This window comes from Mycoplasma sp. 13536 (genome assembly GCF_055523495.1).
The window spans coordinates 73,119-98,063 of record NZ_JBVFVC010000001.1 but is presented as its reverse complement, the minus strand read 5'-3'; the positions used below and the strand labels follow the sequence as shown (position 1 = coordinate 98,063).

Sequence of the window (24,945 nt, the reverse complement as noted above, 5' to 3'; positions counted from 1 at the left end):
TATTTATTTACTCCTTATTAATAATTATATTTTACTACTTTAACAATAATTTTATATTTATAAAATAAATATATAATTTATTAATATGATTTATAAATTAAATTCTGACTTTAAGCCTGGTGGAGATCAACCAAAGGTAATTGACTTTATCAGCAAAGGAATAGATAAAGGCAATGAACACCAAGTTATACTTGGTGTTACGGGATCTGGAAAAACATTCACTATTGCCAATATTATTCAAAATTTTGATCGTCCTGTATTGATCTTATCACATAATAAAACGTTAGCTAGTCAACTATATAGTGAATTAAAAGGTTTTTTTCCTGAAAATTGTGTTGAATATTATATTTCGTATTTTGATTATTATCGTCCTGAAGCATATATCTCAAGCACAGATACTTATATTGAAAAAGATTCAAAAACTAATGAGCAAATTGAGATAATGCGGATGAAAACTGTGAATTCACTTTTAACTCGTAAGGATGTTATTGTGATTGCTTCAGTTAGTGCAATATATGGTGCATTAAACCCGGCTATTTATTCGCAAAGTTTTTTAAATGTATATGTTGAACAAGAAATATCAATCCAAGACTTTGCTCGTAAATTAATAAATATTAAATATGAACGTAATGATGTAAGTGATTTAAGTCCAGGCCAATTTTCTGTTAAAGGAGATATTGTAATTATTAGGCCTGCTGATTCAGAAACTAATGCTTTGCAAATTAGTTTTTGGGGAGATAATATTGAAGAAATATCATTAGTTGAGCATTTAACCAAAGATATTATTAAATCACTAACTATTTATAATTTATCACCTGGTGATGCATATGCAGCGGAAAATTCAATTTATGATCAAATTATTCCTAAAATAGAACAAGAATTAGCAAGTCAATTAACTTACTTTACTAATGAAAATAAGTTAATTGAAAAAGAAAGAATTAATCAAAGAGTAAAAAATGATATTAATGATTTAAAAGAATTTAGAATGTGTAAAGGGATTGAAAATTATTCAATGTATTTAGATGGTAGGGATTTTGGCCAAAGGCCATATACCTTACTTGATTATTTTCCTAAAGATTCATTAATTTTTATTGATGAATCTCATATTACGGTTCCGCAAATCAATGCCATGATTAGTGGGGATCAATCCCGTAAACGTAGTTTAGTAGATTATGGATTTCGTTTGCCATCTGCTTTAGAAAATCGACCTTTATCATTAAAAGAATTTGAAGAAGAATTTGAGTTTAAAAAAATCTATGTTTCGGCTACACCAAGCCAATATGAACTCAATAAAGCAAATGGTTTAGTTGCTAAAATGTATGTTAGGCCTACTGGCTTAATAGACCCTGAGATTATTGTCAAACCAACTAAAAACCAAATTGAAGATATTTTCGAAATATTAGAAGTTCAAAAACAAAACAATGAGCGGACAATTATTTTAACAACTACCAAAGAATCAAGTGAAAAGTTATCTGAATATATGCAGCAAAGAAATATTAAAGCTGCATATATTCACTCCGAACATACTATTTTTGAACGTAATGAAATAATTAGAAAGTTAAGACTTGGTACCTATGATGTAATTATTGGTATTAATTTATTACGTGAAGGAGTTGATATCCCTGAAGTTTCTAAAGTGCTTATTTTAGATGCTGATAAAGGTGGATTTATGCGTAGTGAAACAAATTTAATCCAAATTGTCGGTAGAGCTTCACGTAATGTTAATGGTCAAGCCATTTTATATGCTGATACTATTTCTGAAGCAATGCATAAATGTATCGCCGATAATCAAGAAAAGCGGAAAATTCAATTAAATTTTAACGAAAAATACAATATAATTCCTAAGTCAGTTGTTAAAAAGATTCCTACTTTACTTGAAGATAAGCAACTTAGTGCTTCAGTAAATAAGATAATGCAAACTAAAACAAAAGGTAAAAAAGCAAGTAAAAAACACCTTATTGAACAATTGACTAAGGAGATGCTAAAAGAAGCATCTAACCGTAATTATGTAAAAGCTCAAGAACTAAAAGATTTAATTCTTGAGCTTGAAACTGAAGGAGAAAGAAATGTATAAATACCAAGATTTAATTGAGAATAAAGATTCAATTACTTCATGAAGCATTGATGTAGTATCAATTTATGATGCTTTTCGAAAAATCTTTTTATTAGTTATGGATAAAGAGGATAAATTATTCCATGAATTAACATGAAATAATTTTGTCAGAAATTCAAACTTTTCATCTGTCGTAAATAAATATATTTTCTATTTATTTAAATATTTAAAAGATGATTATATTGGCAATGATCAGGGTATTAAAGATAAACTATCTAAAATAAATCACTATTATGATTTAGATAATAGTGATTATCCAAATCATAAATATCAAGATGATATTTTAATGATCGCTAAGGATATCTTTAAATTAGCTAAATTAGATGGTGATGTTAAAGATATTATTTTGTTAGTTGAGAATTTTAAAATATTCCAAAACCAAGATTTTAAGGACAAATTATCTAAAGCTAACTTCGAATTCGAACCATTTAATGGTTGCGATATTCCTTGATAGTAAAAACTCCAACGAAAGTTGGAGTTTTTAATAGTTTTATTTTATTTAAGGTATTGTTCTTTGTATATGTTTTGGGGAAGGATTATCAACAGAATTTTTAGTTTATATATTATTACTTATACTTAAATCAATTATTTCAATTTTTTTATCATCAAGCGATGTAAGTTTATCAACAACAACAAAATGAGTTGTCCTTGATATACTAGTATTTGTGGTTTCAATAGAACTATTAGATCTCACTGGAATATATTTATATATATATTTAATAATCATTTTCTTATTAGTAATTTCAATGTTGTCAATTCAGTATCCTGAGCCTTTGGCATCTCCACCAGAACTATAATGATAAGTATCTAATCCGTTTATAATTAAAATGGTTTGCTTATTAAAATCAACGTTTTTAAATTTATTCTTTATCTCTTTATAGTCTTCTGGAAAATCATCAAGATTGTTTATAAGAGTAAAAATTCTATCTTTTCAGTTGTTAGGGTGATTTTCCAGTCAATTAGCAACTATTTTATCAGTTACTAAGTCACTTTCTTGCGAAAGTTTATCCAGTTCATCCTGTGTGAACCTATCTTTTTTTCTATACTCTTTATTTATTTCATCCAAACGATTAAATAATTCATTATTTAATGTTTTAAAGTTATCATCAATTAATTTATAAACACCTATACCTATAAATGAAAATGTAACGTTTTCTCTTGATCAAAGGCGTGTATTATTTTCTAAAACATTTTCTCCGTCCCCTCCTCTTGGATAATGTTTTCTAATTCCTGAATATCCATTTTGTGTTTTGAAATCAGAATAATAGGGCTCGGTAACTTCATTTGAACAAGAACTTAAAACTAAAGGAATTGTTGCTACTACACATAAACCTAAAGAATTAATTACTTTTTTAGTACGTTTTACTCTTAACATATGTGAATGCCACATCTCTTGCAATATGATTTTTATCACTACGATAAATTAAAAAATCATAATAGCCAGCCTTTTGAGCTGTAAACTCTACTGTTTCAGTGTTATATTGCTTATGTGTAGAATTTGTTATTAAGTTATTTTTTGAATTAAAATTTAGATAAAAAACAACAGAAATACTTACAAAACCTGTTATCATCCTAAACAAAAACTTAATTTTATTATTAAATATTGACATATTATCCTTTTTTTTAATTTGATATTAATTTTTTACCCATTTTTATTATTAAACAATACCACTGGGACATCAAAATTATAACATAAATTATTAAACTTAATTTCCCGGTGTTTTAAGAACTATTTGATTGGATTATGTCAAACAAGATAAACCATTTTCTCCTTTATAAAACTTACTTTTAGACTTCTACAAAATTATAGATAATAAAAAAGTTGACATATAAATGTCAACTTTTTGTACTCCTTTATAAGTTGGAGACTTTTATATATTAATCATTAACGTTTTATTATTCAACTGAAACTTCAGCACCCGCTTCAGCTAAAGTAGCACGGATTGATTCTGCTTCTTCTGGTTTAATGTTTTCTTTAATAACTGCTGGTAAAGCATCTACAACTTTTTTAGCATCCATTAATGAAAGACCAAGAACTGCTTGAACCGCTTTAATAACTGGAATTTTCTTACCGTTATCTGCTTTTAAAACAACTTTAACACTTGTTTTTTCTTCAGCTCCACCTTCAGTAGGAGCAGCAGCAACTGCCATAGCAGCCATTGGGTCAATACCAAATTCTTCTTTCATTGCTTCTACTAATTCCATTACTTCTTTAATTGACATTTCTTTTAATGATTCGATAAATGTTTCTTTTGTTAATTTAGCCATAATTAAATTTCCCTTCTATATATTTAAAATAATTATTCTGATTGTGTTTCACTATACATTTTAAGTGATAAACCTAATTGTTGTAAAGGAGACATCATTGAACGCGCAAGAATTGCAAGTGCTTCTTCATAAGTAGGAAGAGTTGCGACATCTTTAACACCTTGAGCATCAATAACTTTACCTTCAAATGTTCCAGCTTTTACAACCATTAGTTTGTGTTTTTTAGCAAATGATACTAATAGTTTTGCAGCTGACATACCATCATTGTTTGAAAACAAGAAGATATTAGGACCAACTAAATGTTGTTCTAGATCTGCTAGACCATTATTAGCAGCAGCAATTTTGAATAAACGGTTTTTGTATACTTTTACATCAACGCCTACCTTAGCTGCTTCAACTCTAAATTTCTCTAATTCGGCAACTGTAAGGCCACGGTATTCAGCAAAAGCTACAGCAACTGAATTTTTAATTTTATTTGAAATTTCAAGAACAACTTCTTTTTTAGCTTCTTTAAATTTTGATTCTGCCATTTAAGCCCCCTTTCAAAATATTTATATTTGCAATACTAGAAATGAAGACATACATTAGGCAACATATTAAGCTTTAAGATTATTAATAAAGCAGTTGCTGTCTTTATGCATTGCCGCTTTATTATATAATAATTTTTAAAATTACTAAATAAAATTTTTTTTGTTTATGGAATTTGTTTTTTGGAAAAGAATTATGTTCTGTTTTCTTTTGGATTTTAATAATTTTTAACATTTTATATATTTTTCCCAAAGTTATTTTAAAAATTTAATAAATATTATGTCTAAAATAAGCATAAAAATTCCCATATTATTGAATTATATGGAAACGTTTCCAGATTGTATATTTTATATGTTATAACTATATACTATACATTAATATATTCTTTTATTTGCTGATAAAGTATTAAAAATTCTATATAAAATGTACAAAATCTTATGAATGTCATTAATTTTTATCTTGACCAGTACAAACCACCACCAACATATTGGTTTTCTACTCATATATATATATATATATATATTAAAATTAAATTAAGGAGATATTTAATTTTAAACAAGCATATATATTTTTTATTAAATAAATCCTTAATTTAAATTAACAAAAACATATAAATATAATATTGAGGACATATAGCTTATGAAATTACGAAAATTTTTATTAATAACAACTAATTTAATATCTATAACCACATTTACCGCTGTATCATGTACACCAGGTAAAGATGGTCAAGATATTAATAAGTACTCAATAAAAAGTTTTAGAGTACTTAAAACAACTGAAAATTCTGCTGAATTAGCAGTTAAAATCACTGGTTTAACATCTATTGATAAATTAGATGTTAAAATCGATGATAAAGATTATACCTTTACAGTATCAAATTTAACTAAATTAGGAGAAAATGAATACAAAATAGTTATTACAGGTTTAACTAAGAATAAAGAATATGAAGTTGACGAAATTGAAGTTAACGATAATGTAGACTTCAATATTGATCAAAAATTTAGAACATCAAATGGCGAGCAAGCGCAAAACACTGCCCCTGCTCCAAAAGATCCAACTAAAGAGCCAGACAATGGTAACCCTAAAAATGGACAAAATACTAATAATTACGCCCTAAAAAGTTTTAGAGTACTTAAAACAACTGAAAATTCTGCTGAATTAGTAGTTAAAATTACTGGTTTAACATCTACTGATAAATTAGATGTTAAAATCGATGATAAAGATTATACCTTTACAGTATCAAATTTAACTAAATTAGGCGAAGATGAATACAAAATAGTTATTACAGGTTTAATTAAGAATAAAGAATATGAAGTTGACGAAATTGAAGTTAACGATAATGTAGACTTCAATATTGATCAAAAATTTAGAACATCAAATGGCGAGCAAGCCCAAAACTCCGCCCCTGCTCCGAAAGATCCAACTAATAGTAATGCTAACCAAGAACCACCTAAAGAAGGAAATGTACCTCCTAACCCAGGTCCTACTGATCCAACGCCAAAAGATCCAACCAAAGAGCCTGCCAATGATAATGGCGCCCAAGAACCTCCTAAGACCGACCCAAATCCTGCCCCAGCACCAAAAGATCCAGCAACAGAAGAACCTGGAACTGGTGTAAACCAACAGGATGAAGAAAAAACAAACAATGGTACTGATAATGGCTCAACTGGCACAGTTAATCCCGAAAAACCTGCTCTTCCTGAACCCACACCACCTACTAATGATGGAACTAACAATCAAGATAGTAGTCCAACAAAACCGGATGAATCAGAAACTGAAAAAAATAATAGTAGTGAGAATTCTGGAACAACTAGTACCAAACAAGACAAACAACAAGAAACACAAAAACCAGATAATGTAGACTCTACTAGTGGCACCAGCAATACTGATTCTTCAAATGTCAGTGAAGAAGAAAAGTCTGAAACTGACCAAACTTCCTCAGGTAATTCCGGAAATGGATCTACAAGTAATGCAGAATCAGGTTCTACAGGAACTAGCACTGGAGAGACAGTTTCACAACCTGACAGCACGAGTTCAAACGGACAAACTGAATCATCAGGTTCAGATAGTACAACTACTAGCCAATCTCCAACAACCCAAGATGGTGGTCAAACCACTAAGCAAGAAAACACTAAAAAAGTAACTTCAACTTGAAGTGCTGATAATGATAAAACTAATGCATCATCAGAGAAAAACTATTATAAATTTGAAGATCAAAAACAAGATATTTATAAAGAAACGCTATTAAGATCAGATATTTATACAGACCTAAAACTAGGTGATATTTTACCATTACGTAACTTTATGGCTGCTATCTTAGGGATTAGTAATATTAATGATTTACATGGAAGTAATCACCAGAGTGAACACTTAATTAAAGCAGATTTATTAAAACCTAATGCAACTGGATATGAAAATGAAAAAGAAAATAATGAATTACATGTTCGAAAACTTGAACATCATTTCTTTGGTGCAAATGGTGACAATGTAAATGAAATAAATCCTTTAATTACTAAATTAGAAAACGCTCTTAAGTATGACATTAAAAATAAAAAAGATCCTTCTGAAACTCAAATTGTGTCTAGCGCTTCTAATGGGTCTACAACAACTGAAGGAATGCAAAAGATTAGGGATGATATAAATAAAAAAGTGCAAGATTTTGTCAATGTTTACCGTAAAGATGGTGCTTTAAGCGATGAAGATCGTAAAAAATATGTTGATTGATATTTAAATGTTTATTTAAATGTGGCTCGTGTGAGGGTAATTTTCAGTGAATTAAAAGATCATTATACAACTAATAATTCTTCAAATACACAAGAACCTAAATGAGATGATATTTTCCAGAAAATCTTCCCATATAAAAAGGATTCTTCTTCCTCTTATGAAGGTAAGGAATTTGTAGATAGTTTTTGAACAAAAGGCGGGACAAATACTTCTGGTAATACTGACACAGATCCTAAAGCAGAGGCAAACTATATTAAAGTAACTGATCGCCAAGGTATTTTAGATAATCTTTATAAACATATTGATGATCAATTTACTAAAATAACTGAGCCAAACCTAAAAGATATTTTACCTTTAAGAAATACTGTTGCATCCCTTTTAGGTATCGCAGATGTTTCTAATTTAAAAGGAAAAGAAAATAATGGTAGTGGTGCTCAGGATGATAAAGATTGATTAGTTGCTAAAGAACTTTTAAAAGATGGAGTTAGTGATTCTACCACCGACCCATCTTATAATAGTATGAAACATACTAGTGGTGATGCTTTGCATGTTCGTAAAATCGAAAAAGAAATTTTTGGGATAAATGGTGATGGTGAAAATAATAATAAAGAACAAACTATTAGAAACTTTATTAAAGAATTAGCTAATAAATTACCTAGTGTAACTCAAAATACTGCAACAACACATTCTGAAACTACGCAAGCACAAGTTCCAACAACAGAACCAGAAAAAACATTGCATGATATTAAAGAAAAAGCTAAGAAATTTGTTGCTGCTTATGCAAAAGAAACAAGCTCTGGTGATGATACTAATCCAAAATTTACCAAAATTACTGATACTAACATTGAGAAGGTTGTCAAACTATACTTTAATACATACTTAAATAAAGCTCGTGTTGTTAAGTGAACTTTAGATTGAATTAAACAAGATGCAAATATTAAACCAACAACAAATACTGGTTCTTCAGGAAGCACAACATAATAATATTAATATAATTAAATAATCTATTTTTAAATAGATTATTTGTTATTTTAATTTATATATAAGAGGTAATATTGTAAATGAAAAAACAACTAAAAAAGATATTTAATTTAGCCTTAATTTCAACTCCACTAATTATTAGTGCTGCTTGTACTAAGGTTCCTGAAACAATAACAAAACCCGATCCTGATCCAGGTATAAGAGATATAACGCCTCCCCCTACAAATCCCGGTGGTTCAAATAATCAACAGCCTACTCCCCCTACTATTACATTACCAGGTAATGTCAAGAAATTAAATGAAACTAAAGTTAACGAACTTAAAGAATTACAAAACTCTAAAACCTTATTAAATTGAGGTGATGAAAGTTTTGCTCAAAAAGTAAGATCTAAAAATTTAACTAATCTTACTTATAGTGATGAAGCAACTAATGTTGCTTCAATTGCTCCTTTTAATAAAGAAGCCAAAAGATCTAATGTTATGTACCAACTAACAGTATATTCATTTGCTGATGGAAATAATGATGGAATTGGTGACTTTATAGGTTTAAAAAATAACCTAGATTACTTTGTTAATCTAGGTATTGATACTTTATACCTTTCGCCAATTCACCCAGCTTCATCATACCATGGGTATGATGTAATTGATTATACTGACGTAGCTCCTGAACTTGGGGGGATGCAAGCTTTTGATGAATTTTTAACAGCGGCCCATGCGAAGGGAATTAGGGTCGTCATTGACGTGGTTATTAACCATACATCTTATGAACATCCTTGGTTCCAAAAGGCTTTGCAAGGTGATCCTAAATATAAAAATTATTACTATATGTATGATAAAAATTCTGATGGGCATGCTAAAGAAGGAACCGACGATATACGTCAAAACTTTATTTATGTAAATGAGCCTGGTAAAAATATTCCAAATACTGACTATAAATGAGCGGCAGAATTTTGATCTGGTATGCCAGATTTAAATTTAAAGAATCCTGAATTATTACAAGAGATGTTAAATGTACATAAGTTTTGAGCTGCTAAAGGTGTAGATGGTTTTAGATATGATGCATTTTACCATTTCTTTGACTCAGAAAATATTTATAAAAATACTTCTAATAAAGGTTTAGAGGTTGATTTAATGGCTGAATTTAGAAAGGTTATTGAACAAGAGTATCTTAAAGCAAATCAAAATAATATTTCAAGATCATCTGAAACTGCCTTTATGTTTGGTGAATGATGAGGAAGTTCATCTGATGATAAAGCCAAAGGCAATTGATTTAGTAAAACTGGTCAAAAAGCACTTAGTTCCTTAATTGATGGAACTAAGTGAAAAGATGATGTTAATAATGTTTGAATTCATCCAGGGGATGAATTAAACTTAATTAAATCATTAACTGATTATAAAGGGCAAAAACGTGAATGAATTCCATTTTTAGATAATCACGACGTTGAAAGATGGATTAACAAATTTAAATGACAATTACGTGAAACTGAAGTTAATGATGAACCTCACAAACTAACTGATAAAGAAAGATATCGTTACATTGCCGCAATTTTCTCATTATTATCTCGTGGTGGGTTACCTACCTTATACAATGGAAATGAAATTTTAATGCAAGGTGGCCCAAAAAGTGATGATGATACTAAAGTAAGGGAAGCATATTACTGAAATGATCCTAAGAAAACAGTTTATTTTAAAGAAGCAAAAAATGATGCTGTAGTTGTGCAAACTGGCGCTTCAGTAGGTGAAGGATCAATTGAAAGTATTACTAGTGATCAATCTTCATCTTATAACTTAATATCTAAATTAATTCAACTTCGGCAAAATTACATTTCACTGCGTGAAATGGATGAAAAATATATTTGGTGGGATTTAGACAAAGTATTAGAGTTTTCTGGGAATGATAATGATTTTAAAGGGCATAATACAACCCTGAGGTTAAATGAAGATGGTACTTTGATTTTAATTCTTTATTCTGATTCACTGGAAAATGAATCAAGAATATCTCTTAATTCAAATTATTATGTTAAGGAAAAATTATTAGGAGATAATTTTAGGCATACAACTGAAAATAACAAAGATAGCATTATAGCAACAGGGAAAGGAAAATTTGGAGCTTATTTAATAGCTCCAAGATAATAAATAAATTATGAAGTTTAAGAAATTTTTATTAACTAGTTCAAGTATTATATCCCTTAGTTCTTTAATGCTTGCTTCATGTACTAATGAAAACCCTGGTGCTCCTGATAAACCAAAGCCACCAATTAATGCTAACCCCGGACCAACTAAACCTAATGATCCTGATCCTGGGAATGGTGATGGTAAAAATAAAACTAGCCAAATCAATGAAATCAACCAAAATAAAGAAATTGTTATTGCAATTGATGGTAGTTTAAGACCTTTTTATAATCACGTCATTGATGCTTATAATAAAACTGAAATAGGTAAAAATTATAAGGTTAAAACTGTTTCAAAAGATCTTTGGGGAGCTTTGCAATTAGCCTTTGATTCAAGTGATCAAGATAAAGATTCTCTTGATATTGTCTATATGCCTTCAGATTATATAACACTCTTAACCCAAGCTAAAAAACTTACCTTTCTTGATGAATATATGCCTGAATTATTTAATGAAATAACCAGCCAAATCAAAGCAGGTCCAAGTGAAAAAAATATTATGCAACAATTTGGAAGTGTTAATTTAAAACTAAATAATAATAACACTTCTAAATTACTTGGTATTGTGCATAATACCGAAGGATTAACCTTAGCTTCTAATTTACCTGAAAATGAAGCTAAAGAAATTTTAATGGATAGTTCAACTGATACTTTAGTTGAACTAATTAAAGAAGGAAAGATGCTAGTTAGATTCCAGGATTTTTGGTATTCAAATGGAGTTTTTGCTGGTGTTTTTGAGAAAATAAAACAAGATAATCCTGAGCTTAGTGATATTAATTTAATGACTAAGATCTTATATACAAATCCAGAAACTAACAAAGTTTCTTCTGGATTTATCAACACTGATAAATATAATGTTTATTTTAAAGATGCAATTAAAGTATTTACCTCCTTATTTTTCCCGATTTATGAGGCGGCTTATATAAAAACTGAACAAGAATTTCAAGAAACTCCATGAGCAGCAAAAGGAATTACTCAAACTGATTTAAAAGCAACTTTATCAAATAATGCTAGTGTTGCTAATGATCGTATTTTTAGTTTGCTAAAAAACAATAAAATTAATTTTACGGTAATTGGTTCATGGGATGCTAAATTATCGCAAAGCCAAGCTAATGCTCAAAGTTTTTTCTCGGTTGTTAAAACTGACGAAGATCATGAATTTATCCAGGCTCCAGGAGCTTGAAGTTTTGGAATTAGTTCTAAAAATACAGATGCTTCGCCTGAACGTAAGGATGCCTTAAAGCAATTTATTAAAACTATCTTTGATGTTTCGTCTTATTATGAATTATTTAAAAATGGTACTAATATTCCATTTGTTAAAGAAGTTTATCAAGATTTAAAAGGCGTAATTAAAAAGGAAAACCTAGAAGAATACAATAAATTAACTGACTTAGCTAAATCACAAGGTTACCAAACTTACGAAGAATTAAAAGAATTTTACTTACAAAAACAAGAACAAACCACTGAACTTTCAATACTTTATGAACAAGCAACCTGGGGCGAGTCTTGATCATTAGATCTTGATAAAACTAGCCCAAGTTCAGAGCAAAATATGGTTTTAGTTTCATCTTTAAAAGATGAATTAATTAAAAAAGAACCTAATTTAACTGATCAGCAATTTACCGAAATGAAATTGCAAAATATTTTACCATTACGTAACACTGTAGCTTCCTTATTAGGTATTGAAAATATTGATAATTTAAAAGGTAAAAAATTTCCTGAATGAAGCGATGAGCATACTGACAATTGATTAGTTGGTAAAGATTTACTTAAAGAAGGTGTAAAAGAAAGCCAAATGCGCTATGAAGAAAATGGTCGTTATTCTGAAGAATCATTACATATGCGTAAAATTGAAGAATATATCTTTGGAGTCTATGGTGATAATGAAGCTCAAAAACTGGACTTTATTGATAAATTAACTAAACTACTTTGGGAAGATTATAAAAATAATTCTTCTAAAGTAGAAGAATTAAAAACTTCAATTATTAACAAAGCTCAAAGCTTTGTTAATGAATTTAGCAAAAAAGAATTAACTTTAGAAGAAATTACTAAAATAGTTGAAGGCTATTTAGCTGTATACCTTAATCCAGCATTAGTGCGATTTTTCTATGTTAAAGACTTTACTTCATTTCCAAATACAATTTATAATGAAGCACAAATTGCTGAATTAAAGAATTGAACAAATTATAATACTTGAGGAGAATCTTGATCTAAGAACATTAATACTACTAAAGCAAATGCACAAGAGAATTTTGTTAGTGCACAAGAATTAAAAGATCAAGTTAAAAAACTTAATTCATTGCAAGAACGTGATTATGAAACATTAGAAATTGAGAGTATCTTACCATTACGTAATACGATAGCTTCATTATTAGGTCTTGAAAATGTTAATCATTTAGTAGGTAAAGAAGAAAACCAAGATAAGGAATGGTTGATATCGCAAGATTTACTTAAAGAAGATAGTATTAATCATCCTTTTAACTCATTACTTCGCCATAATACTGAAGCTTTTCATATGCGAAAAATTGAAGAATTTATTTTCAGTGTTAATGGTGATAATCAAGCATCGAAAAATGCTCTTTTACAAAATTTAACTGAAGCGCTAATTAAAGACATAAAGGCTCGCAATAGCAACAATATTGATGAAATTAAAACTTATGCTTATAGCAGGGCTCAATTATTTGTTGAAACTTATAGCAAAGTAGCAGTTGAGCAAGAAACCATAAAACAAGCAATAGACGGATATTTAAATGCTTATTTAAATCCTGCGAAAATAAGAGCTTTAGTTCTAAATATTATTCGTCGTCAATTAAAAAACCAAAGTAATGTAAGTGTTTCCGACGAAGTTTTAGAAACTATCTTAGCTTTTGAAGATAAATTTAAAACCAATAAAACAATGAATGTTTTTGGTTCAACTACTAGCATTGCTGATGGGGGGTTAGGTATTACAAGATTACAACCTATTCGTCCTGATAATTCTAATCCACTCTTTGAACAAGTATGGAATATTATGAATAAAGAGGTTTTTGGTAACAGAGCAATATATGAAAATATGGTGCGTTATAATATTAAAACCCAGGGTGCTTTTAACTCTGAACTAGGTCGAGAATTACTAATTGCCTTTAATAAATATATTACAACCTTAAATGAAGAAAATAAGAATACAAATTTAGTAATTGATAATTAACTATACAAAAATTAAAACAATAATCATTAATTTTATTAAGATTGTTGTTTTTTCTCATTTTAGCAATGCTTTACCAATTGTTGTCAAATAGTTACTCAAATATCCTTAAATTCCGATTAATTTGGACTATAAACAGTGTTAAATATAACTTATTTATTTTTAAATATAACTCAAAGGAAGATTTTCTTGTCCAGAATTATTTTGTAGTATACAATTTAGACTTTTATAAAATATATTTTATTAATTAACATTTTTCATATATAATAGTTTTATTATTATAAAATATCATATATAGCAAAGGAGTAGATTATGGCAAGAGAAGGATATACATTAGCATGTCAAGATTGCAAAATGGAAAACTATATTTCTAAAAAAAATAAGAAAAATCATCCTGAAAAAGTAGAATTATCAAAATACTGCTCAAAATGCAATTCTCATACTAATCACAAAGAAAAAAAATAATATATAAAATATATAAAAAAAGAAACTGATTTTATTCAGTTTCTTTTTTCTTATTATGTAATCTTAATATAAATTCGACTAAGGTTGCTACTAATGGGCCTTGCGGCTGTTGATTAGCATCGGCAGTTCCAGCAATATCACAATGAATAAAATCAATGCCTTTAGTGAATTCTTTTAAAAACATGGCCGCTTGCGAAGAATCTTGTCTTACTATTTTTGATCAACTGGCTAAATCTGCTACCTTTGAACTTTTATTACCTTTATGAAAATCTTCATGTAGTGGCATACGTCAAACCTTTTCTTGTGCTTCGCGCGCTGCTTCATTAAAGATTTCTCATTTTACATCATTTGTTGACCAAATTCCGCTATAAACATTAGATAAACTCGTTAAGATAGTACCAGTTAAGGTCGCAACATCTATAATAGTTGTTGGCTTTAATTTTTCTGCTGCATAATAAATTCCATCTGCTAAGACTAGTCTTCCTTCAGCGTCTGTATCTACGACTTCAACTCATTTACCACTCATTGATTGGTAAACATTCTCAGGTAATGAAGCATCATTATTAATACGATTATCCGTGATGCACATAATAGCACTGACGTTGACTTTAGCTTTAAGTAAAGCTAAAGTTTTAACTGTATAAGCTGCAACTACTGATCCTGACATATCATACTTCATTCCTTCCATATGATATCCTTTTGTGTTAACTCCACCTGTATCAAAAGTAATTCCTTTACCTATAATGCTGGTATGCTCAGTATCTTTTGGATTACCTTTATAAGTGATAATTACAACACGTGGTTCATGGGTACTTCCTTGGTTAACTGAAAGAAGTAAATTCATGTTTAAATCTTCAATTTCTTTTTTAGTTAAGACCTCAACTTTTAAATTATCAATTCCCGAAAAATCATTTGAAATGCTTGAAGCAAGCATTTCAGAGTTTAAGAAGTTTTCCGGTGTAATTTGTAAGTTTCTTACTTGGTTTACAGATTTTGCAATTAAAGTTACTTTATTAATTAATTGCTTTTGCTTTAAAGAAGGTTGTTCAATTAGCAAACTTAAAGATTCTTCTTTAGTTTTTGCTTCTTTTTGATATGTTTTTTTGAATAGTTTTGCTTTTGTAAAAATTGCCCCAAAGACAAATAACCGAATTAATTTATCTGTCTCAAAATGATTACTAAAAGCTTTTAAATCTAATACATAACTTCTTTGTAAATTACTTGCAAAATTACTAAATCATTGTGAAAATTCATATCAAGATTGCTTTTCCTTACTAAAATATACATATGATTCTTTTGTACTTAATTCATCACTAATTGTAAAATTACGTTTTCCGACAAAATTTGGAAATTCAAAACCTTCAAAAGCAGGTTTTAATAATTGTGTATTTGCATCATGTTTATTAATTATTTTTATCATTATTATTCCTTTTCTAAATATTGTTCGATGGCTAATTTAGCACTTTGGCGGTATGCTTTTTGTAAACCGCCAAAACCTAATAAAGTACCTCCAAAATACCTTACTACAATTACTAGGATATTTGTCAGTTTTTTAATTCTAATTAAATCATAAATAACTTTACCGGCGGAATTAGATGGCTCGCCATCATCACTAAAACCTCCATTTTCAATATTATTATTTAAGATTAAATATCCATAGCAAATATGCCTTGCTTTTTTATGCTCTTTTTTGAGTAAATTAATTATTTCTTTTATATTACCTTTATCAGTTATGTTATAAACATATGAGATAAAGGTGGATTTTTTAAAAATAACTTCTATACCTTGTTTAGTCAAAAGTTATTCCTTTTAAATTTCTAACCATTTGTACAAAATGGTTATAAGCTTTAGCTAAATCGGGCTTTCCCTGACTTTTAAAGAAGTTGAATTTTTTAGCATAATCGCTTAAAAGACCATAAACTTCAATTTCATCTAGCGAAGGTTTAAGCCCTAATTTTGCGAGTTTCTCAGGATAATATTTACTTAGTAAAACATAGAATTTAGTTGCTAAAAATTGTGGCGAAAAATTTTCGTATTTAATTGATCCTATTGCCAATAATTTGATGGCAGGTTCTTGGTCATCGAATTTTGGTAATAAAATACCAGGAGTATCTAAAAATAAAAATTCTTTATTTGCTACCCATTTTTTTTCCTTAGTAACACCAGGGAAATTTTCCACTTTTAAGGATGCTTTTTCAGTTACTAAATTAATTAAGGTACTTTTACCACAGTTTGGTACCCCAACAACAAACGATTTAATTTTAGTTTTAATTATTCCTTTTTCAAAATTTCTTGATATTTTTTCTTTATTTATTTCTGTTAATTTACGTAATATTTTATTTTTAGAACTTTGATTACGTAAATCTAGCCATAATAAATGTTCGCCGCTAAATCTCTCATTAATTTGATTTTTTTTGTTTTTATCCATTAAATCAATTTTGGTAAAAATAAATAAGCGTGGTTTATGCGGAGCTATTTTGTCGAAATCTTCATTATATGAACTAATTGGAGCTCTTGCATCTAAGACAACTATAAAAACATCGGCAAGGGCAGCACTATTTTGAATTTCTTTAAAACCCTTGGCCATATGGCCAGGGTATCATTGAACTAGTGTTTCGTGGGTAGTTTCTTTTGTTTCAGTATACATTTTTAACTCCTTCTATTATAAATTTTATCTAAGATTATTCCAGCAGCAACTGCAACATTTAAACTTTCAAAAGCAATTGGTATATATAAACTATGATCTGCGAGGTTTTTTATTGCCTGCGATATTCCATTTCCTTCATTACCTAAAATTACAATAATTTTATCTTCCGAAAATTTAATATCATTAAGTTTTTTGGCTTTTAAATCAAGGAGCGAAGCATATAGAGTAAATCCTTGTTTTTTATAATATTGTAATTCGTTAGCTAAATTTTTGGTTTGGATAATATTTAAATTAAAGATTGATCCTTGACTAGCTCTAATTACTTTATCGTTAAAAGGATCTAAATTTTCTATGATAATAGTATCAAATCCAAAAGCAAGGGCTAAACGCATGATAGTTCCAACATTACCTGGATCTTGTAAATCATTTAAAGCAATAACTTTATTAACTTTTGCAGCTTTTAACTTGCTTTTATCGCATAAAGCAAGGCAATGTTGGGGACTAGTAGTTTTTGCTAAATATTGAATGATGTCATAACTAACTTTTGTTGAATTAGGGTAAATTTTTGAATCTTCTGTTTCAAAAATTTCTAAAACTAAATTATGTTTTAAAGCTTCATTAATTAAATGTTGACCAGAAACCAAAAACTTTTGTTCTAAAGTACGGTACTTTTTTTGTTCTAATTTTTTTAAATATTTAATTTTAGGATTTTGTTTACTTGTTAAAATCATGTTTCAAAAAATCTTTCCCTTTTTCTACTTCGTATAAAGATAATGATTTAAAATTTAATTGGCGCATGATTTCAAAAGCTACAATACAAACTGAGTTTGCTAAATTAATTGAACGCATGGCAGAAACCATTGGTATTCTTAAACAATTATCTAAATTATTTTGCAAAATACTTTTATCAATGCCTGTTGATTCACGTCCAAACATGATTCAAATTTCTTGACTTTGATCATGAATTTTTTGATACTCAATATCACTATATGTTTTTAATCCATAGCGAGTAATATAAAAAATATTTTTATCATGATATTTATTATAAAAACTTTGATATGAATCATGGACTTCGTGGCGAATATCTGAAAGCATGCGTCCAGCTCCCGCTCTTTTTAAGTATTTAGGATGTAAGTCAAAACTTATTGGTTTAATGATATGTAATTTAGCGCCTAAAGCATAACAGGTTCGAATAATATTTCCGGTATTTGGTGAAATTTCAGGTTGGTATAAAACTATATTGATCATAATATTCCTTTTCCTTATAATAATATTATATTACCTTCATTAAATATACTTTTTAATTTTACTAAATTAACCGCTTGAGTAAAATTAAAAATTAATATTTGGTATAATACTTAAAGTAATGAAGAAAAATAACAAAAGAATGAAATTATTCCTCACTTTCATGAATTTATCAATTTTACCTGCTGTGGTAATTTCATGTACTAGTAAGGAAGATAACCCAAAACCCGATGATAAAAAACCTGGGAATGGCAAAGAATCTGCTAAACCAGTAATCCCAGCACCAGTGCAGCCAGATCCAGCCCCTATCAACCCAAATCCTGGTAATGGTAAACCAGGAAATTCTACAGGCCCAGTTTTAAATAACCCTAACCCGCCACAAGATCCACAACCAAAAGATCAAAACCCTGGATCAAGTAATCAAACTAAACCTACTGATCCAGTTAATTCTACAGATTCAGGAAACCAAACAATTGAGCCAAAGCAACCAAATGAAGGTTCAGATGCAAAGACACCTTCTCAAGAACCAAGTGAACCAGAAAACCCTGGGGCTTCTAATGATTCCGCAAATCCCCAATTACGTGAAGAACTATCTAAATTAATTGACAAAGTTCAAGATCCTGATAAAAAGAACTTTTATACATTTAGGTTGCAATTTTCAAGTGATGCTGCATTAAATAACCTTAAAACTGAAGTGCAGCAAACCCTTGCCCAAGAGGAAGAATGATCTAAAGATACTTCGCCTGCCGAAAATAGGCAATTTAGTTTTCCTAAATTAACAGAACGTGAGGCAATTGAAAAAATTAAAAATAAGACTTTTTCAATTGGCTACGGTTGAACATTTGAGACTGAAACTACTCCTTTAGCACACCCACATAACGGAACCGGTTGGTTGCTAGATTATGCTTGGGATGCTAACAAAGAAAATTTAATGCTTTTTATTGCAACAAATTTACACGTACACAAATATGCCTTTAATAGTTTTGACAAAGATTTAAAAAATGATTTTCCAGAGTATTTCACTGAAGCAAAACGAGAAACACTTTATGGGTTTTTAGGTGTTGCACGAGATGATATAAATCTTGACCCAATTCCAAATAACACCAAGCCAAATACCGCTACTAATAGGCCAAGCATTTTCACAAATGAGCCTAAAGAACGCGCGGAGCTTAAAGGAGCAACTTCATTAGGCGATATAATGAAAGCTCCGCAAACTATATTTGCTGCAATGGATTTTTATAATGAAGAAGGTAATAAAAAGATGCTTGATAATGTGTCCTGATACAAAGATACAACTTACCCAGATTGCCGTCCAGGGTTAGATTTTGCTGTTTTCGGAGTGGAAATAAATTATAAAAAACTAACAGAAAATCAAAATCAATATGCATTATTTAAAAAGCATATTGATAGAGCAATTTCCACTTTTGATAAGGATGTTAAAACCATTAAATATGAAGATGATGCATTATACATCCCATTTGATTATGTTGCATCATATTTAAAACCAGGTGCTAATAAACTAAAATCATTGCGTCCTGAACGTTTGTATGTGGCAGGATACCCACAAGTTTCTAATACTGGATTATTTATGTCTAATACTTCTAGTGATTTAGATCATTCAGTTATAATTGATAGAACTACTTTTACAAATAATATTAGTAATGAAAGAGTCTTAGACGATGCAAGGATTGCAATTGGAATTGGTTATTCATTTGCTTTAACTAATTCCTCTTTAGCCGGTGGAACAAGTGGATCAATGGTAACTAATGAATATGGGGTTCCAGTTGGTATTTATAATACTTCATCAAATACCAATGGCACAGATTTATCACAAAGATCTGGCTTTGTTCCATTAATTCAAGGTGAAGATTTAGATTCATCATATGCATATAACTTAATTGATGGAAGCGATAAAACTAAATACCCAATGCAAGAAAAATCTTATCGCCAAAATTTAGCTAAACTTGATAAAATATTAGCTAAATATCCAAAAACAGCATTATTCCCAAATGGGGTGAAACAAACTAACTAAGAGGAGAAAATTATGAATAATACAAGATTATTAAAAATGTTCGAACGAACAGGGGCTGAAGTTTTAATTTCTGAAGCGCCACAAACTAGATTATGGTATGCTAATGTGCAAACCACTGATGGTTTTATTGCCATTGAAAAAGATAAAGCAACATTGTTTGTAGATGGACGCTACATTGAATATGCACAGAAGCATGCAAAAAATGTTGAGATAGTTTTAATTCAAGGAACCAATATGCAAGATTGGTTTAAAGCAAGAAACTTTAAAAAAGTTGCTTTAGAAAAAGATTACTTAATTAAAGATGTCCAAGAAAAAATTATTAATATTGTTAACCCAGAAGAATTAATTTGAGTAAATGGGCAAGAATTAAGAATTATTAAATCTCAAGAAGAACTTAAATTAATGCAAAAAGTCGTTGATATTTCTTTAGCAGCATTAGATGAATTTAAAACTTGAGTTAAACCAGGTATTACTGAAAAAGAAGCAGCCGCAATGTTAAACTTTTTACTTAAAAAACATGGTGCTGATAAAGAAGGTTTTGATGAAATTATTGCTTCAGGTCCAAGCAGTGCCGAGCCACATCACCATCCTACAGATAAATTAATTGAAGATAATAATTTATTGAAAGTTGATTTTGGTGCTAAATATAAAGGTTATACTGCTGATATTACTAGAACTTTTGTAATTGGAGATCAAAGTAAAGTTAATCCAGAAGCTTTAAAAATCCTAGAAATTGTTAAAGAAGCAGCCGCTTTAGGTCGTAAGGCAGTGCGCCCTGGTATTAAAGTTTCAGAAATTGATAAAATTTGCCGCGATTATATTACCCAAAAAGGATATGGGCAATACTTTACCCATTCAACTGGCCATGGTTTAGGTATTGATGTACATGAACTTCCAAATGTTTCAACTCGTTCAAACACTATTTTAGAACCAGGTATGATTATTACTGTTGAACCTGGTATTTATATTGAAGGCTTAGGTGGCGCTAGAATTGAAGATGATGTTTTAGTAACTGAAGATGGTTACTACGTATTTTCTAGACCATATGAAACAAAACAAAACTAAGCAAAATAACTTACTTGAAGCAAATTATCTTCAAGTAACTGGATACCACTCTATTTATTATCAAATATATGGAAATCCGCAAGGATTTCCTATCTTTATAATTCATGGAGGACCAGGCGGAGGCTCAACTCCGATCTTAAATAAATTATTTAATTTAGATGTTTTTAAGTTAATTTATATTGACCAAAGAGGCTGTGGCAAATCTAAACCTCGTTTAGAACTAAAAAATAATACTACTCAAGACTTAATTGAAGATATTGAAGCTGTAAGACTTCATTTAAATTTAAATAAAATAGCTTTATTTGGTGGAAGCTGAGGCACAACACTTGCTTTATCATATGCAATTAAATATCCGCTCAATGTCGAGCGGATATTGCTAAGAGCAGTTTTTTTAGGACGCCAAGAGGATATAGATTTTTTATATGAAGCAAATGGGGCAAGTGATTATTATCCTGATTATTTTGAAACTTATAGCAAGCTAGTTAAGGATATTCCAGGGAATAGTATTTTAGACAAATACTATAATGTATTTACCAACCATGATTCAGAATTTAAAAACTTAGCAGTACAAACTTTTTATAATTGAGAAGCATGCTTAGTTTCAGTTAATAAATTTAGGGCTAAGTTAAATCCAAGCAAACAAGAACTAAAGTCATATTTAGATGTTGCATTATTAGAAACACATTATTTTGTTAACAAATGTTTCTTTGATGATGATAATTACATCCTTAAGCATGCTTCGATGCTTAAGGATATTCCAGTTGATATTGTGCATGGGCGACAAGATGTGGATTGTCGGCCAATTGGAGCTTATTTATTACATAAAGAATTAAGTAATTCAAAACTGTATTTAGTTGATGGAGCAGGGCATACTTCACTTGATAAAAACCTTTGAAATGCTTTAAAAACTGTAACAAAAAATTGAGAAAATATTTATGCTATACAAACCAAGAATTAAGTTTCTTGGTTTTTTATATTTGACTTGTCAAGTGCTTTGAGTATTATTAACAAACTATTATAATTTTTAATAAAATTTAAATATGAAGAAATATTTTAAATTACTATTGAATATAAGTGCTTTGCCAATTTTTGCAAGTACTTTGGTAGCTTGTTCAACTCAAGAATTAAAATATGATCAAGCTCGTGAATTTAAAAAATTGCAAGATACCAAAACCTTATTAAATTGAGGTGATGAAAGTTTTGCTCAAAAAATAAGATCTCAAAATTTAACTAATCTTACTTATAGTGATGAAGCAACTAATGTTGCTTCAATTGCTCCTTTTAATAAAGAAGCGAAAAGATCTAATGTTATGTACCAATTAACAGTATATTCATTTGCCGATGGCAATAATGATGGAATTGGTGACTTTATTGGTTTAAAAAATAACCTAGATTACTTTGTTAATCTAGGTATTGATACTTTATACCTTTCTCCTATTCACCCAGCTTCATCATACCATGGGTATGATGTAATTGATTATACTGACGTAGCCCCTGAACTTGGGGGGATGCAAGCTTTTGATGAATTTTTAACAGCGGCCCATGCCAAAGGTATTAGGGTGGTTATTGACGTAGTTATTAACCATACTTCCTACGAACATCCTTGGTTCCAAAAGGCATTGCAAGGAGATCCTAAATATAAAAATTATTACTATATGTATGATAAAAGTCAAAATAGTAATGAGCAACAAGGAACTGATGATATTAGACATTTATTTAAAGTAGTTAATACCCCTGGTTCAAATCCGCCACAATCTAATTATAAATGGGCAGCGGCCTTTTGATCAGGAATGCCAGATTTAAATTTATCAAACCCTGAAGTGATCCAAGAAATTAAGAATATGCATAAGTTTTGAGCAACTAAAGGAATTGACGGGTTTAGATATGATGCATTTTACCATTTCTTTGATTCTCCTAATATTTATAAAGGAAGAAGTAAAAAAGGCCATGAAGTAGAATTATTTAGTGAGTTTCGTAAAGTAATTAATGAAGCATATAAAGAAGCTGCAAATAATGGAATTGTTCGTTCTTCTAATGATGCATTTATGTTTGGAGAATGGTGAGGTGATTCAAGTGATTCAAATGCTCAAAAAAATTGGTTTAACAAACAAGGAGATGTTTCACTTAGTTCATTAATTGATGGAGTAAGGTGGAAGAATTCGACAGATGTAAGATTAAATTCATATGAGGAACTCAAGTTAATTGAAGGTTTAACTGATAAAAATGGTGTAATTAGGGAATGAATTCCATTTTTAGATAATCATGATGTTGAAAGATGAATTACCAGAATTAAACAAGGAGCAGGGGGAGCTCCAGCGACTACTGAACCATATAAATTATCATTAGATCAACGCAACCGGTATATTGCAGGGATCTTTGGACTTTTATCACGTGGTGGTTTACCAACTTTATATAATGGTAATGAGATTTTAATGCAAGGAGGGCCTAAAAAGCGGGATGTAAATGTTCGTGAAGCTTTTTGGTGAGAAGATACAACTAAGAATGTTGATTTTTACGAACTTAAAAGCCCTGATGATCGGATCTCACCAAAAGCTTCACCTGGCGAAGGAAGCGTTGAATCAATAATTAAAAATCCTAATTCATCATATAATCTAATTGCACAGTTAATTAACCTACGTAAAGAATATATTTCACTACGTGAAATGAATTCTAAATATGTAGTAAGTAATTGAAGGGATATTTTGGACTTTGAAGATGTCCAAAATGGCTTTAGCGTCAATAACACAACATTAAGAAAAAATGATGATGGAACTTATTTATTAATTGTATATAACCCACTTGGTAATAATGAAGCAAAAATTACTTTAAAAAATAATTTGGTGGTCAAAGAAAAATTATTAGGAAGTAATTTTACAATCAAAAATATAGACAATAATGCAACTATTATTGGGAGTGGCCAAGGTAAGTTTGGAGCCTTTCTACTTGGTCCTAAATAGTTTGATATTGCAAGGTAAATTATCAACACTATATTTTAAGTATATTATAAGTGAACAAATAATATTTAATATTTTGCTATAATATTTATAGAAAAATGAAAAAAAAATACAAATTTAAGCGAATTCCGCTCAAAACTAAGTTAAGATATTTTATTTTTGGTAAATATCCACTTGAAAGACGGTATAAACCAAAGATTTTAGAGTACTTATTTATGATTTTTTCAAACATTGTTGCTTTTGTAATCACAATTTTTTTGTTTTTTATTATAAAAAAGGCTATAAACGAAGGTACAGAAGGAACAATATATGGAAATGTTTCCACAAGGTTAAATGCATATGAAAGTCGTATCTTTATTTCAATTCTTTTATTAACTTATATAGTTAATTTGATACTTTCAATCCATGTGCTTTACATTTTGAAAAAAACGGAATTTAATAAAATATTCGCTGTGCTTGGAGTTATTTCTTCATTAACTTTTTTAACTCCATTTGCAATCATTTTTCTAATTATTGCTTATCAAAAAAATGAATTGGCTTTTGAATAAGCCATAGATTGAAAATAGAT

The 24,945-nt window shown here is 29.3% G+C and carries 19 protein-coding genes; 11 read left to right on the top strand and 8 right to left on the bottom strand.

The features are described 5' to 3' along the window. The first annotated feature begins 85 nt into the window (after positions 1-85). Together uvrB and AC0B4N_RS00405 are read left to right on the top strand one after the other, a co-directional pair. Entirely contained in the window at positions 86-2,074 is a 1,989-nt protein-coding gene (gene uvrB, locus AC0B4N_RS00410) for an excinuclease ABC subunit UvrB (RefSeq protein WP_465101957.1), read from the top strand. Further along, positions 2,067-2,567, top strand: coding sequence for a hypothetical protein (locus AC0B4N_RS00405; RefSeq protein ID WP_465101956.1), 501 nt, complete (start codon positions 2,067-2,069; stop codon positions 2,565-2,567). Before uvrB ends, AC0B4N_RS00405 begins: the two co-directional genes overlap by 8 nt. A 102-nt stretch (positions 2,568-2,669) precedes the next feature. Here AC0B4N_RS00405 and AC0B4N_RS00400 read toward each other — a convergent pair whose 3' ends face one another. The 3 genes from AC0B4N_RS00400 to rplJ form a co-directional block, all read right to left on the bottom strand. Then, positions 2,670-3,488, bottom strand: coding sequence for a hypothetical protein (locus tag AC0B4N_RS00400; protein ID WP_465101955.1), 819 nt, complete (start codon positions 3,486-3,488; stop codon positions 2,670-2,672). Positions 3,489-4,009: 521 nt separating this feature from the next. Further along, positions 4,010-4,381 carry a 50S ribosomal protein L7/L12 gene (rplL, locus tag AC0B4N_RS00395; RefSeq protein WP_465101954.1) on the bottom strand — a complete coding sequence of 124 codons (372 nt, stop codon included), beginning with the start codon at positions 4,379-4,381 and terminating at the stop codon, positions 4,010-4,012. 32 nt (positions 4,382-4,413) lie between these two features. Then, positions 4,414-4,911 (bottom strand): 50S ribosomal protein L10, encoded by a 498-nt coding sequence (rplJ, locus tag AC0B4N_RS00390; protein WP_465101953.1) that lies wholly within the window; start codon positions 4,909-4,911, stop codon positions 4,414-4,416. Between the two features lie 637 nt (positions 4,912-5,548). Between rplJ and AC0B4N_RS00385 the strand changes: the two genes are divergently transcribed. From AC0B4N_RS00385 to rpmG, 4 genes are all read left to right on the top strand, one after another. Beyond that, complete coding sequence (locus AC0B4N_RS00385) at positions 5,549-8,617, top strand: hypothetical protein (RefSeq protein ID WP_465101952.1); 3,069 nt, start codon at positions 5,549-5,551, stop codon at positions 8,615-8,617. Positions 8,618-8,697: 80 nt separating this feature from the next. Then, positions 8,698-10,749 (top strand): alpha-amylase family glycosyl hydrolase, encoded by a 2,052-nt coding sequence (locus AC0B4N_RS00380; RefSeq protein ID WP_465101951.1) that lies wholly within the window; start codon positions 8,698-8,700, stop codon positions 10,747-10,749. A gap of 10 nt (positions 10,750-10,759) precedes the next feature. Further along, on the top strand, positions 10,760-13,972 hold the full coding sequence (locus AC0B4N_RS00375) for a hypothetical protein (protein ID WP_465101950.1): 3,213 nt from the start codon (positions 10,760-10,762) through the stop codon (positions 13,970-13,972). A 309-nt stretch (positions 13,973-14,281) separates the two neighbouring features. Next, complete coding sequence (rpmG, locus tag AC0B4N_RS00370) at positions 14,282-14,434, top strand: 50S ribosomal protein L33 (RefSeq protein WP_465101828.1); 153 nt, start codon at positions 14,282-14,284, stop codon at positions 14,432-14,434. Positions 14,435-14,465: 31 nt separating this feature from the next. Here the strand turns inward: rpmG and AC0B4N_RS00365 are convergent, their stop codons facing one another. From AC0B4N_RS00365 to AC0B4N_RS00345, 5 genes are read right to left on the bottom strand one after another with little or no spacing between them, the layout of a single operon-like run. After that, positions 14,466-15,854, bottom strand: a complete 1,389-nt coding sequence (locus AC0B4N_RS00365) for a M17 family metallopeptidase (RefSeq protein ID WP_465101949.1) — start codon at positions 15,852-15,854, stop codon at positions 14,466-14,468. A gap of 2 nt (positions 15,855-15,856) precedes the next feature. Then, the gene (locus AC0B4N_RS00360; protein WP_465101948.1) at positions 15,857-16,231 is read right to left on the bottom strand and encodes a YigZ family protein; all 375 of its coding nucleotides are present in this window, start codon (positions 16,229-16,231) and stop codon (positions 15,857-15,859) included. Beyond that, positions 16,224-17,081 carry a ribosome biogenesis GTPase YlqF gene (ylqF, locus tag AC0B4N_RS00355; RefSeq protein ID WP_465101947.1) on the bottom strand — a complete coding sequence of 286 codons (858 nt, stop codon included), beginning with the start codon at positions 17,079-17,081 and terminating at the stop codon, positions 16,224-16,226. Before ylqF ends, AC0B4N_RS00360 begins: the two co-directional genes overlap by 8 nt. 2 nt (positions 17,082-17,083) lie before the next feature. After that, entirely contained in the window at positions 17,084-17,812 is a 729-nt protein-coding gene (locus AC0B4N_RS00350) for a TrmH family RNA methyltransferase (protein WP_465101946.1), read from the bottom strand. Next, on the bottom strand, positions 17,796-18,329 hold the full coding sequence (locus tag AC0B4N_RS00345) for a tRNA (cytidine(34)-2'-O)-methyltransferase (RefSeq protein WP_465101945.1): 534 nt from the start codon (positions 18,327-18,329) through the stop codon (positions 17,796-17,798). The genes AC0B4N_RS00350 and AC0B4N_RS00345 overlap by 17 nt, the downstream gene beginning before the upstream one ends. Positions 18,330-18,447: 118 nt before the next feature. Between AC0B4N_RS00345 and AC0B4N_RS00340 the strand changes: the two genes are divergently transcribed. From AC0B4N_RS00340 to AC0B4N_RS00320, 5 genes are all read left to right on the top strand, one after another. Continuing rightward, on the top strand, positions 18,448-20,358 hold the full coding sequence (locus AC0B4N_RS00340) for a DUF31 family putative serine protease (RefSeq protein WP_465101944.1): 1,911 nt from the start codon (positions 18,448-18,450) through the stop codon (positions 20,356-20,358). Positions 20,359-20,370: 12 nt separating this feature from the next. Beyond that, on the top strand, positions 20,371-21,423 hold the full coding sequence (locus tag AC0B4N_RS00335) for a M24 family metallopeptidase (RefSeq protein WP_465101943.1): 1,053 nt from the start codon (positions 20,371-20,373) through the stop codon (positions 21,421-21,423). Beyond that, positions 21,404-22,381: a prolyl aminopeptidase gene (gene pip, locus AC0B4N_RS00330; RefSeq protein ID WP_465101942.1), complete on the top strand. Its 978-nt coding sequence runs from the start codon at positions 21,404-21,406 to the stop codon at positions 22,379-22,381. The genes AC0B4N_RS00335 and pip overlap by 20 nt, the downstream gene beginning before the upstream one ends. 82 nt (positions 22,382-22,463) lie before the next feature. Further along, positions 22,464-24,380 (top strand): alpha-amylase family glycosyl hydrolase, encoded by a 1,917-nt coding sequence (locus AC0B4N_RS00325; RefSeq protein ID WP_465101941.1) that lies wholly within the window; start codon positions 22,464-22,466, stop codon positions 24,378-24,380. 95 nt (positions 24,381-24,475) lie between these two features. Further along, complete coding sequence (locus tag AC0B4N_RS00320) at positions 24,476-24,925, top strand: hypothetical protein (RefSeq protein ID WP_465101940.1); 450 nt, start codon at positions 24,476-24,478, stop codon at positions 24,923-24,925. The last annotated feature ends 20 nt before the right edge of the window (positions 24,926-24,945 follow it).